The sequence below is a fragment of the Litchfieldia alkalitelluris genome (genome assembly GCF_002153425.1).
GTDB lineage: Bacteria > Bacillota > Bacilli > Bacillales > Salisediminibacteriaceae > Evansella > Evansella alkalicola.
In genome coordinates, this window is the sequence record NZ_KZ119600.1 from 3654459 (window position 1) to 3670825 (window position 16367).

The 16367-nt window shown below is 39.2% G+C and carries 16 protein-coding genes; 1 reads left to right on the forward strand and 15 read right to left on the reverse strand.

The genetic code is table 11. The features are described from left to right. Position 1: 1 nt before the first annotated feature. From BW724_RS17590 to rpoN, 11 genes are all read right to left on the reverse strand, one after another. A complete protein-coding gene (locus BW724_RS17590) occupies positions 2–748 on the reverse strand; it encodes an alpha/beta hydrolase (RefSeq protein WP_088078025.1) in 747 nt (248 codons plus the stop codon). A gap of 4 nt (positions 749–752) precedes the next feature. Continuing rightward, complete coding sequence (locus tag BW724_RS17595) at positions 753–1475, reverse strand: alpha/beta hydrolase (RefSeq protein ID WP_088076451.1); 723 nt, start codon at positions 1473–1475, stop codon at positions 753–755. Between the two features lie 359 nt (positions 1476–1834). After that, positions 1835–2065 (reverse strand): preprotein translocase subunit SecG, encoded by a 231-nt coding sequence (gene secG, locus BW724_RS17600; protein ID WP_088076452.1) that lies wholly within the window; start codon positions 2063–2065, stop codon positions 1835–1837. Positions 2066–2385: 320 nt separating this feature from the next. Beyond that, positions 2386–3672 (reverse strand): phosphopyruvate hydratase, encoded by a 1287-nt coding sequence (eno, locus tag BW724_RS17605; RefSeq protein ID WP_088076453.1) that lies wholly within the window; start codon positions 3670–3672, stop codon positions 2386–2388. A gap of 219 nt (positions 3673–3891) precedes the next feature. Further along, on the reverse strand, positions 3892–5430 hold the full coding sequence (gpmI, locus tag BW724_RS17610; RefSeq protein WP_088076454.1) for a 2,3-bisphosphoglycerate-independent phosphoglycerate mutase: 1539 nt from the start codon (positions 5428–5430) through the stop codon (positions 3892–3894). Continuing rightward, positions 5423–6181, reverse strand: coding sequence for a triose-phosphate isomerase (tpiA, locus tag BW724_RS17615; RefSeq protein ID WP_088076455.1), 759 nt, complete (start codon positions 6179–6181; stop codon positions 5423–5425). Before tpiA ends, gpmI begins: the two co-directional genes overlap by 8 nt. 27 nt (positions 6182–6208) lie before the next feature. Next, entirely contained in the window at positions 6209–7393 is a 1185-nt protein-coding gene (locus tag BW724_RS17620) for a phosphoglycerate kinase (RefSeq protein ID WP_088076456.1), read from the reverse strand. Between the two features lie 213 nt (positions 7394–7606). Continuing rightward, the gene (gene gap / locus BW724_RS17625; RefSeq protein WP_088076457.1) at positions 7607–8614 is read right to left on the reverse strand and encodes a type I glyceraldehyde-3-phosphate dehydrogenase; all 1008 of its coding nucleotides are present in this window, start codon (positions 8612–8614) and stop codon (positions 7607–7609) included. A 150-nt stretch (positions 8615–8764) separates the two neighbouring features. Beyond that, positions 8765–9790 carry a sugar-binding transcriptional regulator gene (locus tag BW724_RS17630; RefSeq protein WP_088076458.1) on the reverse strand — a complete coding sequence of 342 codons (1026 nt, stop codon included), beginning with the start codon at positions 9788–9790 and terminating at the stop codon, positions 8765–8767. 170 nt (positions 9791–9960) lie between these two features. Beyond that, a complete protein-coding gene (locus tag BW724_RS17635; protein ID WP_328588725.1) occupies positions 9961–10218 on the reverse strand; it encodes a glutaredoxin family protein in 258 nt (85 codons plus the stop codon). Between the two features lie 91 nt (positions 10219–10309). Then, on the reverse strand, positions 10310–11671 hold the full coding sequence (gene rpoN / locus BW724_RS17640; protein WP_176371455.1) for an RNA polymerase factor sigma-54: 1362 nt from the start codon (positions 11669–11671) through the stop codon (positions 10310–10312). Between the two features lie 424 nt (positions 11672–12095). Between rpoN and clpP the strand changes: the two genes are divergently transcribed. Further along, on the forward strand, positions 12096–12710 hold the full coding sequence (clpP, locus tag BW724_RS17645) for an ATP-dependent Clp endopeptidase proteolytic subunit ClpP (protein ID WP_088076461.1): 615 nt from the start codon (positions 12096–12098) through the stop codon (positions 12708–12710). Between the two features lie 474 nt (positions 12711–13184). Here clpP and BW724_RS17655 read toward each other — a convergent pair whose 3' ends face one another. The 4 genes from BW724_RS17655 to rapZ form a co-directional block, all read right to left on the reverse strand. Next, positions 13185–13442, reverse strand: a complete 258-nt coding sequence (locus tag BW724_RS17655; protein ID WP_088076463.1) for an HPr family phosphocarrier protein — start codon at positions 13440–13442, stop codon at positions 13185–13187. A gap of 70 nt (positions 13443–13512) precedes the next feature. Beyond that, positions 13513–14454 carry a DNA-binding protein WhiA gene (gene whiA, locus BW724_RS17660; RefSeq protein WP_088076464.1) on the reverse strand — a complete coding sequence of 314 codons (942 nt, stop codon included), beginning with the start codon at positions 14452–14454 and terminating at the stop codon, positions 13513–13515. A gap of 57 nt (positions 14455–14511) precedes the next feature. Continuing rightward, positions 14512–15456 (reverse strand): gluconeogenesis factor YvcK family protein, encoded by a 945-nt coding sequence (locus tag BW724_RS17665; protein ID WP_088076465.1) that lies wholly within the window; start codon positions 15454–15456, stop codon positions 14512–14514. Then, positions 15453–16352 (reverse strand): RNase adapter RapZ, encoded by a 900-nt coding sequence (rapZ, locus tag BW724_RS17670; RefSeq protein ID WP_268876157.1) that lies wholly within the window; start codon positions 16350–16352, stop codon positions 15453–15455. The genes BW724_RS17665 and rapZ overlap by 4 nt, the downstream gene beginning before the upstream one ends. Positions 16353–16367 lie beyond the last annotated feature (15 nt).

The following is a 16367-nucleotide window of genomic DNA, read 5'->3' on the forward strand; positions in this document are numbered from 1 at the left end:
TTTATACATTCCAATCGAGTTGTTCTAAAAACTCAAATACATCTTCATGTAATTGGTCTTTCTCTTTATCTAATGTAATAACATGTCCCGATTCTTCGTACCATTTCAATTTCTTTTTCTCCGCTTCCACAGATTCATAAATAATATTTGCACTATCTGGATTAATCATTTTATCGTGCCTTGCCTGGACTACAAAAGTAGGAGTGTAGATCATGTCTACATTGTCACGTACCTCTTGTATGAGTCCTTGCAATAACTTCAACGTAGCCATTGGTTTTTTCTGAAAAGATTTCATCTCCTCTTCAATCTGTTCTTCTGGCTTCTGTTCATGTCGTTTATACTCCCGTGCATATTCCAACACGCCTTCATACATTACTTCTTCACTGCGAATATACATTGGTGCACACATTGGTATGATTCCCTTTACTGGTAGTGTATACCCTAGTTTTAAGGAAAATACCCCTCCTAAGGAAAGTCCAGCAACTGCGATTTCTTCATACCCCATATTTTTCAAATGATTATAGCCTTCTAATACGTCCTCCCACCAATCCTCAGGACCATACTTTACTAACTCCTCAGGTGGTACAGCGTGTCCTTTGTATTGTGGTGCATGACTTGTATAACCCTTTTTTTGTAAAAATCGTGCTAGCATTCTACAATCAGAAGAATTTCCTGTAAATCCGTGTAAGAAGAGGACCGCACGATCTCCCCCTTCAAATGTAAATGGCTCTGGCTGTTTTATCTTCATCATTTTAGTTTCCTTCTCCTTCTTCTATATCTACTTTATTTTTTGTCAATAGGAAATCGTCTATTCTCTTTAGTAAATCTTCTTTATCTTCCCCAAACCAAATATAATGCTTCGCCTTCGGAAAATAATAGACGCGCTTTTCCTTCGACTGAATTTGCTCATAAATAAACTCTGCACTTTTTTTAGGAGGAACGAGTCCGTCGCTTTCTCCTTGAATAATAAGTGTGGGTATTTTTACATTTTTCAAATGTGGCCGAAGTTTTCTAACCATGATAGAAAACTCTTTCGTTGCAATTATTGGAGTCTCCTTTACCTTCTTCATATAGAACTGGTATAACTTATCATCTTCTAGTTCCCCACGAAGCCCTTCTAAAACCCACCCAGCCACATCTTGTACGAGTTGCCTAGGATTAATATAAAATGCTGCCGTACTTAATAGGACCAGCTTTTCAACAGGATACTTTGAGGCAATATAGCTTGCGATCATTCCCCCCATAGAAAAACCAATGACATATACTTTTTCACAACGTTTCAGAAGCTCTTCTGCAGCTACCTCTGCCGCGTAAATCCAATGTTTATATGTTACACCTTTCAAGCCGTCCTTACTTCCATGACCAGGTAGTGTTGGGCAATACACAAGCCAATGCCTTTTTTCAAGATGGGACGTAATGGCCTCAACTTCATCTGGTGTTCCTGAAAAACCATGTAGGACTAAGCATCCTATCACTTTACTTCACCACCAATTTATATTTAAAAAAACTATTAGTTGTTAATAAGCTATGTATTTGTTCCAAATTAGGGGACTAGTTTAGTCATATTAGATATGTATCAAAATTGTGACATCAATCTAAAGTTGGGGGTCACTTTTTCATAAAAACTCTGGTGCAAATCCTGTGGTTCCCACCCCATCATAGTTAAAAATCAACGGGGTTGTCACGTACATTGCTCAATTTGTAACGTAAAGCCATAATTCAGGATAAAGTTCGGGGAAAGTTCGGGGACCTGGTCCCCGAACTTTATGTGAACGCCACCAAAAAAAAACAGCAAGCATATGCCTGCTGTTTCGTTAATAATTACTATTTATTATTACAATAAGAAAGCAACGGTAACTGTTAGTAAGAAGAAAAGTACCCCTAGAACAACTGTGGCTCTGCTTAGTACAGCTTCCAACCCACGGGCTTTTTGCTTTCCAACTAATTGCTCAGCACCACCGGAGATAGCACCTGATAAACCTGCGCTACGACCTGATTGTAAGACAACTACTGCAATAAGTAAAATTGATACGATAACAAGTAAAATTTGAGCTACGATTAGCAAACTCTACACCTCCATGCATGCACTTAAACGTATTCTGAATATACCATGAAAAAGTGGACATCGCAACCCCATTTAATGTTCCTCGAAGATTGTAACAAATTCGTGAAACTTTAGAGACAAACCATAATTATATGATTTAAAAACATGTCAGCAATTGCTGAACACAAAAATTTGCAACATTTCAATAGTACTACAACAACGATTAAAGAGATGATGGAAGACCTCGATACGATCGTTAATGAGTTAACTACTAATAAGTGATTAAAAAAACTCCCCATCCTACTTCGAGGACGGGGAGTTTTTATTTAGAACAAATTTTATTACTTGTTGTTTAAGTTATAGAATGCAGACTTTCCTGCGTAATGACCAATTGCTTGAAGCTCATCTTCAATACGAAGTAATTGGTTATACTTCGCAACACGGTCAGTACGTGAAGGAGCACCTGTTTTAATTTGTCCAGCGTTAGTCGCAACAGCAATGTCAGCGATTGTGCTGTCTTCTGATTCACCAGAACGGTGAGAGATTACAGCAGTGTATCCTGCACGCTTCGCCATTTCAATTGCATCAAAAGTTTCAGTTAAAGTACCGATTTGGTTAACTTTGATTAAGATTGAGTTACCAATTCCTTGTTCGATACCTTGAGAAAGCTTTGTAGTGTTAGTAACGAATAAGTCGTCCCCAACTAATTGAACTTTCTTACCAAGACGCTCAGTTAGAAGTTTGAACCCTTCCCAGTCGTTTTCATCTAAACCGTCTTCAATAGAAACGATTGGGTACTTGTTGCAAAGTTCCTCATAGAAATCAACCATTTCAGCAGATGTTTTAACAACACCTTCACCTTTAAGGTTGTATTTACCATCTTCATAGATCTCAGAAGCAGCAACGTCCATAGCAAGAAGAACTTCTTCACCTGGCTTGTAACCAGCTTTTTCGATTGCTTCGATGATAGTAGAAAGAGCTTCTTCGTTAGAACCAAGGTTTGGAGCGAATCCACCTTCGTCACCAACTGCAGTGTTGTAGCCTTTTCCTTTTAATACGCTTTTTAGGTTGTGGAAGATTTCCGCACCCATTTGAAGCGCTTCTTGGAAAGTATCTGCTCCAACAGGCATAACCATGAATTCTTGAATGTCAACGTTGTTGTCAGCGTGCTCCCCACCGTTGATGATGTTCATCATTGGAGTTGGAAGAGTTTTCGCATTGAATCCTCCAAGGTATACGTATAATGGTAATCCTAGAGAATCAGCAGCAGCACGAGCTACAGCCATAGAAACACCAAGAATTGCGTTAGCACCTAATTTACCTTTATTTTCAGTACCATCTAACTCGATCATAAGTTGATCAATTCCAACTTGGTCAAGTGCGTCGAAACCTACTAATTCAGGAGCAATTGTTTCATTTACGTTATTTACAGCTTGCATAACACCTTTACCCATCCAAGCGTCTCCACCGTCACGAAGCTCAACTGCTTCATACTCACCAGTAGATGCACCACTAGGTACGATTGCGCGGCCGAAACCACCATCTTCAAGATGAACTTCAACTTCAACAGTTGGGTTACCACGAGAGTCTAATACTTGACGGCCATAAACATCAGCAATAATTGTCATAATTCATAACACTCCTTTTAATTTATATAAATATTTTCCTTTTAAAATAATTCCAAATTATTTCAGATAATTTCATTTATCTTCATTAATTTAAATGTTGATTTTTGCGTAAGGTGCGAGACTCCTGCGGGATCAAAGGCAGGGGTGAGACCCCACAGATGCGAAGCATCGAGGAGGCTCACCAGCCGCCCGCGGAAAGCGAGCAACCTGAAGCATAAATCAACGTATCAAAGACTTTCCAGTCATCTCTTTAGGTTGCTCAACATTTAGTAATTCAAGTATTGTTGGAGCTAAATCCCCTAAAATACCATCGTTACGTAATGTTACCTCTTTATCTGTTACAATCACCGGAACTGGATTCGTCGTGTGGGCAGTCATTGGTGTTCCTTCTGCTGTTTCTAGAACATCAGCATTACCATGGTCAGCAGTGATTACTGCCTTACCACCTTTTTCTAAAATCAGGTCCACGATTTTTCCAAGGCACTCGTCAACAGCTTCAATAGCCTTCACAGTTGGCTCAAGCATACCAGAGTGTCCTACCATATCCGGATTTGCAAAGTTCAATACGATTACATCATGCTTATCTTGATTGATTTCATCAAGAAGTGCTTCAGTAACTTCGTATGCACTCATTTCAGGTTTAAGGTCGTATGTTGCCACCTTAGGAGAATCAATTAACACTCTTTCTTCCCCTTCGAATTTTTCTTCACGGCCTCCGCTGAAAAAGAAAGTTACGTGAGGATACTTCTCTGTTTCTGCAATACGAAGCTGAGTTAGACCAGCCTTAGAAACAACTTCACCCATCGTGTTATCAAGGTTCGTTGGTTCAAACGCCACATAGCCATTCACCGATTCACTAAACTTCGTTAAACAAACGTAGTGTAGATTTTTCGGGAATTTATCTCCACGATCAAATCCTGCAAACTCTTCATTCGTGAAAACTTGAGACATTTGAATGGCACGATCAGGTCTAAAGTTAAAGAAGATGATTGCATCGTCATCTTGGATCGTTCCACGAGGAGTTTCTCCATCTTCCTTCGTAATAACAGATGGAAGAACGAATTCATCATGGATGCCATTTTCATAGGAATCATGCAATGCAGCAATTGGATCTGTGTATTTTAACCCATCTCCATATACCATAGAACGATATGATTTTTCCACACGCTCCCAACGCTTGTCACGATCCATTGCGTAATAGCGCCCTTGAATCGTTGCAATCTCACCTACACCAAGATCGTTTAACTTTTCTTGTGTCTGTTTAATAAATTCTTCTGCAGATTGTGGACCAACATCTCGTCCATCTAAGAAACCATGTAGGTAAACCTTTTCGATACCTTCTTGTTTCGCCAATTCAAGCAATGCAAACATATGCTGAATATGACTATGTATCCCACCATCTGATAGGAGACCATATAGATGAAGGCTAGATCCTTTTTCCTTTACATGCTTCATAGCATTAAGGAAAGTTTTATTTTTGAAAAACTCGCCTTCGCGAATTGCCAAATTTACACGAGTTAAACTTTGGTAAACGATTCTACCAGCACCAATATTTAAATGTCCTACTTCGGAATTCCCCATTTGTCCCTCTGGCAAACCAACCGCTTCTCCACTTGCTGTAAGAGTATCGTGTGGAAACTCATTCCAGTAACGATCGAAGTTAGGCGTATTAGCTTGAGCGACAGCATTTCCTTTCGTTTCTTCACGAAGGGCAAAACCATCAAGGATAATCAGCGCTTTTGGTTGTGTCTTACTCATTTCCTGCCTCCACAAGTTGTAAAAAGGATTCCGCTTCTAGACTTGCTCCACCTACAAGTGCACCATCAATGTCAGATTGTGCAAGTAACTCTTTAATGTTTGCAGGTTTTACACTTCCACCATACTGGATACGAACAGCTTCAGCAGCATCAGCCGAAACAATGTCTTTAATGACATTACGGATGACACCACAAGTTTCGTTAGCATCTTCAGAGGAAGCAGTTTTTCCAGTACCAATTGCCCAGATTGGCTCATAAGCAATGACTGTTTTCTTCACTTGGTCTTCAGTTAGGCCTTTAAGACCAGCAGTAACTTGTGTTGTTACTACATCAGTTGTTTTTCCAGCTTCACGCTCTTCTAATGTTTCACCAACACAAACAATTGGTGTTAATCTATGAGCAAATGCTGCATGCGTTTTTTGATTTACTGTCTCATCAGTTTCACCAAAAAGCTCACGGCGCTCAGAGTGACCAATGATAACGTAAGATACACCAAGGTCTTTCAGTGCAACTGGGCTGATTTCTCCTGTGAATGCACCGCTTTCCTCAAAGTACATATTTTGTGCACCTACAGCTAGATCCGTTCCTTCTGCTTCTTGAACAAGAGCATCAAGGAATAGGGCTGGTGAGCAAACTACTGATTCAACCTTATCATTGGAAGGTACGGAACCTTTCACTTCTTTTACGAAGCTTAAGGCTTCTTCCTTTGTTTTATTCATTTTCCAGTTTCCTGCAATAATTGGTTTACGCATTATACTGGTACCTCCTTTTTCTATATTTTAGCGGTCGTTAAGGGCTACAACACCTGGCAAGTCTTTACCTTCCATAAATTCTAGGGAAGCTCCTCCACCTGTTGAGATGTGATCCATGTTTTCAGCAAAGCCGAATTTCTCAACAGCTGCTGCAGAGTCTCCACCACCAATAACTGTATAAGCATCTTGGGCATCAGCAAGTGCTTTTGCAACAGAGATCGTTCCGTTTGCAAATGGCTCAAGTTCGAAAACTCCCATTGGTCCATTCCAGATTACTAGCTTAGAATCAAGGATAACATTACGATATAGATCAATTGTTTTTGGTCCAATATCTAATGCTTCCCAATCACTAGGGATGCTGTCAATGTCTACAACTTGTGTATTCGCATCAGCACCAAACTTGTCAGCGACGATACCATCAAGAGGCATGTAGAATTTAACACCTTTTTCTTTTGCTTTAGCCATAAATTGCTTTGCTAGATCAATCTTGTCTTCCTCTAATAAGGATTTTCCAATTTCATGACCTTGCGCCTTAATAAACGTGTACGCTAATCCACCACCGATAATAAGGTTATCTACTTTTTCTAATAGATTATCAATAACACCGATTTTATCTTTAACCTTTGCTCCACCAATGATTGCTGTGAAAGGTCTTTCCGGATTACTTAATGCTTTACCTAAAACTTCAAGCTCTTTTTCCATTAAGAATCCTGCTACTGCTGGAATGTGTTTTGCAATTCCTTCAGTAGAAGCATGAGCACGGTGAGCTGCACCAAATGCATCATTGACGTATACATCAGCTAAAGCTGCTAGTTCTTTTGCTAATTCTGGATCATTTTTTTCTTCTCCAGCTTCGAAACGAACGTTTTCTAAAAGAAGAACGTCACCTTCGTTAAGTTCAGCAATTGCTTTCTTTGGCTCTTCACCATATACAGTATCTACTTTAACTACTTTTTTCCCAAGGTGTTCACTAAGACGTTTTGCTACAGAGTCTAAGCGAAGCTCTTCTACTACTTCACCCTTTGGACGACCTAAGTGACTTGCTAGAATGACTTTAGCACCTTGCTCAGCTAAGTGCTTGATTGTAGGTATAGCAGCGCGGATACGTGTGTCATCCGTCACTTCTCCATCTTTCATTGGAACGTTAAAGTCTACACGACAAAAAACTCGTTGTCCCTTTACGTCAATATCACGAACAGATTTCTTATTCATAGAGGGATTCCTCCTTCACTATTATAGAATTGCTGTATTTTTTCGAAAATTATGCGTATATATGAAGAAAACTTGGCGAAAGGGCCAAGTTTGCGATAGCCTTTTCTCACTTACTATCTCTTAAGTATTTTACAAGGGAAAGAGGAGAACAAGACACGAGTGACGCGCTGCCTCCTCTTCCATATATAAAATTATTATTTAAATGGTTATTTCTTATAGTCCTTGTTTAGCGATATAAGTAACAAGGTCTACTACTCTGTTAGAGTAACCAGACTCGTTGTCATACCAAGAGATAACTTTAACCATGTTGCCTTCCATAACCATTGTAGATAGTCCGTCTACAGTAGAAGAAGATGGGTTACCATTGTAGTCACCAGAAACTAGTGGCTCGTCGCTGTATGCAAGGATACCTTTAAGTGGACCTTCAGCAGCTGCTTTTAATGCTGCGTTAACTTCTTCAGCAGTAACGTCTTTATCTAATTCAGCTACAAGGTCAACTAATGATACGTTAGGTGTTGGAACACGCATAGCACCACCGTTTAGTTTACCTTTAAGCTCAGGAAGAACTAATGCAACTGCTTTTGCAGCCCCAGTAGTTGTTGGGATAATGTTTTCAGCTGCAGCACGTGCACGACGGTAGTCTTTATGTGGTAAGTCTAAGATTTGTTGGTCGTTAGTGTATGAGTGAACTGTAGTCATCATACCGCGCTTAATTCCAAAGTTGTCATTTAACACTTTAGCAAATGGAGCTAAACAGTTAGTAGTACAAGATGCGTTAGAAATAACGTGGTGGTTAGCAGCATCGTACTTATCTTCGTTAACACCCATTACAACAGTGATATCTTCTTCAGATGCAGGAGCAGAGATGATTACTTTCTTCGCACCAGCTTCTAAGTGTTTTGCAGCGTCAGCACGCTTTGTGAAGAAACCAGTAGATTCAACTACTACTTCAACACCTTGCTCGCCCCAAGAAAGTTTTGCAGGATCTCTTTCTGCAGTTACTTTAATTTCTTTACCATCTACAACAAGGTTATCACCATTTACTTCAACTTTAACATCAAGTTTACCGTGAACAGAGTCATATTGTAATAAGTGAGCAAGCATGCTAGCGTCAGTTAAGTCGTTTACTGCTACTACATCTACCTCTGGGTTATTTAGTGCCGCACGGAACACGATACGACCAATACGTCCAAAACCATTAATACCTACTTTAGTTGCCATGAAAAATTCCTCCTTAATATTAATACAAATAATCTATTTCAAAAGGGATCATCTCCCTGATTGAAAACCTACACTCTTTAAAATAACCATTTTCGACATTCTCAAACATTTTAATATGCGATTTTTACGGATAATTTTATACATTTTATATTAATTGTCAGATAAAATAGCTTTTGCAGCCCCTTCATCTGTAACAAGTATTTGGCTTGCACCGTGTTTCATGTATGCCTGGATTGCCTTTGCCTTGGATTCCCCACCAGCAACAGCAATAATATGTGGGATTTCTGCTAAATCCTCTAGTTGAAGTCCAATTGTTAAAACTTTGTGGATAATAGATCCTGACTTATCAAAATAGTATCCAAAGGCTTCTGCAACAGCAGATTCATTTTTAAGTTTATCGAGTACTTCAGCTTTGGAGTTTCTTCTTTCTGCCATCGTAGTGGCAACCCCAATCCCGTGAAAAACAATATCAGCTGACCTAAGTAAGTCTAATATTTCTTTAATTGACGTTTCCTCAATTAAGGAATCATATGATTCTTTGCTCAATTGATCTGGAACGTGTAGTAACCGATATGTACCCATTACTTTTCTTGCCATCGTTGCGCATATTGTGTTAGCCTGATTCTCCACTTGTTCTCCAAGTCCGCCCCTTGCAGGAAGAAACAATGCTTCCTTCAAGTCAGAGTCTGGAACCATCATTTCAGCAACAGCAGCAATGGAAGTTCCACCAGTAACTGCAATCGTGTTGCCGCGAGAAGAGAGTTTCCCCTTCATGATTGAAATGCAAGCGCGCCCCATTTCTTTTTTCACCCAGGAATATTCATCACTGTCTCCAGGAACAATATATACCTCAGAGATGTTTAACTTATCCTTTAATTCCTGTTCCATGTTTCGAATGTCAGCAACTTCTTTCATCACTTCTTCCAATTTCGTCAACAGGTTATAGCCGTCGTCAGTAAGGGTCATGCCAGAAGATGCTATTTGGATCAAACCTTGGTCCTTTAGGAAAGTTACTTCGCTGCGAAGCACACGTTCAGACATTTCCAGACTATTTGCTAAAGACCTTCTGCCTATTGGCTGCATGAGGCGAAGAAAGCGTAAAATTCCAAATCGCATCTCCAACACCTCTAAAAGGTCAGGGACTAATTTCTTTTGTATATCGAGTAACATTCTCATGTAGTTAGAACTCCTTTTAACGCTCACTTTCGGGACTCTATATGTCCCTCGTAGACATATTATGTCCCACTACGTGCGAAAAAAAAGATCATTTCCTTATGTACTATTTTGGAAAAATGTCTTTGTACTTCCAACAACAATTGTACCAAGGAAATGATTGACTGGCAATATTAAGTTGTGAACAATTTGTTGATATTTGTATCAAGGGTTGAAAATGAAAGGATTCCCTCGTCTAATACGTTCCCCTTTTCATCTTCCACTACAGGAATTCTAATTTGATATTCCTCTAGCCAAGCATCATTTGTATAAATGTCCCTCTCAACAATCTCAATTGAGAAGTCCTCCTTAAACATCTTGAGGATCTCCAGTCCTTTATCGCATAGTGGACAACCTTCTTTTGTGTAAAAATAAAGTTTCACTTCCTGCACTTCCTTTTTAAAAGATAAAACTGACTTACTTGGCTTGGCTTGGTCCCCATTTCTCTAGTTGATGGCTGATCACCAAGCGCTCACTCTATCCTTATTCAACATATCTCTTTCTTTGTGTAGACGATAGTATATGCATTTCTTCACGATATTTAGCCACGGTTCTTCTAGAAACCTGGATACCATATTTAGCTTTTAAGGCTGTCATAAGTTTTTGATCTGACAGTGGTTTCTGTTTATTTTCCTTATCTACTAATCTCTTTAAATAAATTTTGACCCGTTCTGAAGAAGTATCTTCCCCATCCGAATCACCTACATTTGATTTAAAGAAATATTTTAACTCATATAGCCCTTTAGGTGTCTGTATATACTTTTTCGTTGTCGCCCTAGAAACAGTTGACTCATGGGCACCGACCATCTCCCCTATCATTTTGAGGGTCATTGGTCTTAGCTCAGTCGGCCCTTTTTCCAAGAAAGCCTTTTGGTAATCAACAATTGCTTTAGCCACTTTTAAAAGTGTCTCTTGCCTTTGCATAACACTGCGCCTAATCCACTGAAACTGCTCATATTTTTGCTTCATATATTGACTAACATCAGATTCCCCATTATTCATTAACGCCTTATAACGTGGATTCATCGTCATTTCAGGCAAATGGTCTTCATTTAGATAAACAATATATTCACCATTCACTTTTTTTACAGTCACATCTGGAACAATATACTTTGCAGGTTCGCGCTGATAGATTGCCCCTGGCTTCGGATTTAAGGTTTGTATGAAGTCAAAAACGTATTGAACTTCCTGAATATCAACATCTTCTTCCTTTGCAATTCTCTTAAGCTGCTTTTTTGCCAATAAATCTAAGTGTTTCCTAACTATCTCCTCTGCCAACAAGTCCCTAACTTCTAACTGTTTCAGTTGGAGGAGTAGACATTCTTTTAAGGAAGTAGCACCAACACCATATGGCTCTAGGCTTTGAAGAATTTTTAACGCTTCCTCTACACTCTCTTGTGGCTCCTTAATCTCTTCTGCAACTTCTTGAGACGTTGACTTTAAGTATCCATTTTCATCGACATTTAGGGCTAAGTAAGTCAAGATCCTTTTCATTAGGGGATCCAGGTGAAGAAAACGAATTTGGTTTAAAAGAACGTCTTGCAACCCTTCCTCTGAACGACTTAATTGCTCTACTAAGGAATCATTTTCATCCATGTCAAGAGGTTCAGAAGTTCCAGCACGCGTTTTCCTATATCCATAATCAAAGTCATATTTTTCTCTAGCAATCTCTTCTTTTATTATATTATCATTTAATTCCATCAATGGATTCTCTAACTGTTGCTCATGTAAGTATTGCTTTAGGTCCAAAACTGAATATTGTAATATCGTAATTGCTTGTCGGAGTTCGTTCGTCATTACAAGTTTCATTGACTGTTGTTGAAACAAGCCATATTCCATATTCATAAAGGCCTTCCTCCTCATGATCATTATACATGATAAAGTTTTCTAAAGTACGGACTCCGTCAGATTTTCTTACTCCATCATATCACATAAAAGTAAGCGCTTTCTTTAATAAACCCTTTCGAAATGTTAAAAATACATTACGGTCTCAATCCTCACCCAGTCACATAAAAATATAGAGAGAAATTCCATGATTGAGCCCTATTCTTGTTTGAAATTCATAGAAATCGGTTATGATGGAAAGTGTTGGTCGTATTATACATATACTACATAAGGATATTATCCATAACGGTTTTATAGAAATTTCTTCGAGGAATGTGGAAAATTCTATATGTAAAATGAGCCATTTGATTTGACCTTCATTGACCTTTAGAGGTATGATATCCATGTAAGATACCATAGGAAAATACACATAACACATATTTTGATGAAGAGGAAAAGGAGGAGTAACGAAATGAATTTAGTCCCAACGGTAATTGAACAAACAAATCGTGGTGAGCGCGCTTACGATATTTACTCACGTTTATTAAAAGATCGTATCATCATGCTAGGATCTGGTATCGATGATAATGTTGCTAATTCAGTCGTAGCTCAGTTATTATTTTTAGCCGCAGATGACCCGGAAAAGGATATCTCCCTATATATTAATAGCCCAGGAGGTTCTATCACAGCTGGGATGGCAATCTTTGACACAATGCAATTTATCCAACCAAAGGTACAAACAATTTGTATTGGTATGGCTGCTTCCATGGGAGCTTTCCTACTTGCTGCTGGTGAGCCTGGTAAACGTTTTGCCCTACCAAACAGTGAAGTAATGATCCATCAACCTTTAGGTGGTACACAAGGTCAAGCTTCTGATATTGAAATTCATGCTAAGCGAATCATTCAAATGCGTGAAAAGCTAAATGAAATTCTATCAGAGCGTACTGGCCAACCTATTGAAGTTATCCAGCGTGACACAGACCGTGATAACTTCATGAGTGCTGAAGAAGCACAAAAGTACGGTTTAATTGATAAAGTGATGGAAAAGAAACCTGAATAAAAATGATTTAAGAGTGCGAATGCCCCAAATTGATTTTGGGGCATTTTTTTAATTCTCGTTTGTCTTGTCGTTTTAATTTGGTTCTGTAACTATTAGTGCCTGCGTATCGCGTACTCCACTCCCTAGCATAGGGGGATTAAAATCGGTATATTTTACCAGAGTTGTGAAGTTGGCGTGAACAACACCGAATCTGGCGCGTAGAACTGCAAAACCCGCGCGTAAGCCTCCAAAATCGGCGCGTAGAACCACAAAATCCGGTTCAAAATGTGAAAATGGCGTGAACAACACCGATTCTGGCGCGTAGAACAGCGAAAACCGTGCGTAAAACCGCAAAATCCGCGCGTAAAACCGCAAAGTCCGCGCGTAGACCCCCACTCCGCCCGCAGATCGCACCCCCCCGCGCACCGACGAAACAAAAAGAAACAAAAAAATGTTCAAAGAAGGTCAATTTCCTAACCTCTTTGAACATTTTATTTACGATTCATCTTCTATAAATGCTGCTAAAGCTTCTAAAGCTGCTTCTTCATCACTACCATCAGTAGATAATGTTACTTTAGTATTAGTGCTAATTGCAAGACTCATAATCCCCATAATACTTTTTGCATTGACCTTTTTTCCGTCTTTTTCAATAAAGATGTCTGCATTAAAGCGATTTGCCTCTTGTACAAACATCGCTGCAGGTCTCGCTTGTAGACCAGCTTTTCTTTTTACAACTAATTCTTTTTCCTTCATTTTAATTCCTCCCAATCCCATTTATTTAGCTTCAAAGCGCTTCCAATTAAAAGGTAAAATTTTCAGGAGCTTATAAACTCTCTCCTGAACGTAATTTATTTGCAAACTCATCGATTTTTCTTAATCGGTGATTAATTCCTGATTTACTTACCTTGCCGCTTGGCACCATTTCCCCAAGCTCCTTCAAGGAGACGTCTTGATGCTCCATTCTTAATTCAGCTATTTCCCTAAGTTTGTCTGGTAAAACATCTAATCCTACTTGTTCTTTAATAAATCTGATATTTTCCATTTGTCTTAAGGCAGCACCGACTGTTTTATTTAAGTTAGCTGTTTCACAGTTAACTAAACGATTTACGGAATTACGCATATCTTTCATGATACGAACATCTTCAAATCGCAGTAGTGCCTGGTGTGCACCAATAACGTTCAACAATTCACTAATTTTTTCCCCTTCTTTTAAGTAGAGGATGAAACCTTTTTTTCGCTCAAGCATTTTTGCATTGAGGTTGAAATAATTCATTAGTTCACATAAGGAACGATTATGCTCTTCATAAAACGAGAATATCTCCAGATGGTATGAAGAAGTCTCAGGGTGATTGACGGAGCCTCCAGCTAAAAATGCACCACGTAAGTAAGCGCGTTTGCAGCATTCTTTTTCGATCAATTCCTCTGATATCTCTCTCGTAAACGAAAAAGTAGCATCAACAATCTTCAAGCCCTCTAACATGAAGCGGGCATCCTTCATAATGCGAACAACATAGACATTATTCTTTTTCAACCGCATTTTTTTCCTAACAAGGAGTTCCACATGTACTTGATAAAGCGTCTTAATCAACGTATATATACGTCTGGCAATTGCCGCATTTTCCGTTTGAATATCAAGTGTAATTTGCATATTCCGAATGGATATGGAACCATTCATCCGGATTAACGCAGCAAGCTCTGCTTTAGCACAGCACTCCTCAACTTCCAATTGCGTTAGCTCTTTCTTTGTCATGGAAGCAAATGACATCTGCCATACCCCCATTATTCATATTAAACCAATCAAGTATAGTAATATTAAATAGTACTATAACATGGATAAGAGTCTTTGTGATAATTTTATTGCATCATGGCGCAATAAATAATTATCAAAATATAATAAATCATCTGAGATGATGTCTAACCCTAGTTTCTGTAATCCATCATAATCCACTTCTACTTGTTTAGCACCTTGACCAGCATATCTCTGAGCATATGAAAAAGGAATGTTTTGCCCATTTACAAGAATAGAGTGAATAATGTTTTCCCCAATATGTTCGTAAATGGCCTGTACATGGTCAGACGCTTTAAATTCGTCTGTTTCCCCAGGCTGCGTCATGACATTACATATATAAACCTTAGTAGCTGTTGATTTCATAATGACATCTGCTATTCCTGGGACAAGTAAATTAGGAATGATGCTCGTATAAAGACTTCCAGGTCCAAGTACAATTAAATCTGCTTTTTCCAAAGCAATTAATGTTTCTTGTAACGGCTCTGGATTGTTAGGCTCGAGAAAGACTCGTTTTACCTTCTTGCCTGCTAGTGGAATATTAGATTCACCTTCCACAAACGTTCCATCTTCTAGCTCTGCGTGGAGGATGATCTCCTCGTTTGCTGCTGGTAGTACTTTCCCTTTTACATTTAAAACTCTGCTTATTTCTTGGACACCACGGGCGAAGTCACCAGTAATGGAAGTCATTCCCGCTAATAATAAATTCCCCAACGAATGTCCACTTAATCCATTCCCGTTTTCAAAACGATGTTGAAACAGTTCTTCCACAAGGGGCTCCACTTCAGCAAGAGCTACAAGAACGTTTCTCACATCTCCTGGAGGTGGAATGCGTAATTCCTTTCGTAGCCTTCCAGAGCTTCCACCGTCATCAGCTACTGTTACAATAGCAGTAATATCTACAGGAAAGGTTTTGAGCCCTTTCAATAGTACAGAAAGGCCCGTACCGCCACCTATTACTACAATATTTGCCTTTTTCACCCTTCTAGCTTTCCTTTCTCTACATCACGGTGCGAGACAAATGTATGATAACCCTCATCACCAAGCGTTTTTTTGAAAAACTCTGCTAACGTTACTGAACGATGTTTTCCACCTGTACAGCCGATTGCAATCACTAGCTGGCGTTTTCCTTCACGCTTGTAGTGTGGAAGCATATAAGTCAGTAAATCCTGCAACTTTTCTATAAATTGCTTTGTCTCTGACCATTTCAGTACATAATCGTATACTTCTTGATCCAACCCAGTCTTTGGCCTCATGTGATCTATATAATGTGGATTAGGTAAGAATCTCACATCAAAAACTAAATCTGCATCAATAGGAACACCATGCTTAAAACCAAAGGATAGTAACTGAACATTAAATACTTGCTTCTCCGTTAAGGAAAAACGCTGTAATATTCGTTCTCTCAATTGAGTTGGCTTTAAATCACTCGTATCAATAATCATCTGCGCTTGCCCTTTTAGCTCATCTAAGAGTTCACGCTCTGCCTTAATGCCCTCTAATAGAGTTCCGCCTGCAGACAGGGGGTGTGATCTACGGGTTTCTTTATACCGCCTGACTAAGACACTATCCCTTGAATCTAAAAAGACGATTTGGGGTGTAACTTTGGATTCTGTACCAATCGTATCTATCGCACTAAACAATTGATCGAAGAATTCGCGGCCCCTTAAGTCAATAACAAGGGCAACTCGCTGCATTTTCCCGCCAGAACCTTCCACCAAATCTATAAATTTAGGAATGAGGGCTGGTGGTAAATTATCTACGCAAAAATACCCCATATCTTCGAAGCTTTGAACGGCAACTGTTTTTCCTGCTCCTGACATACCAGTGATGATCACAAGCTCTAAATCATGTGCAAACCTTTTTTCCTCTTCCACTTGGATCCCCACCTT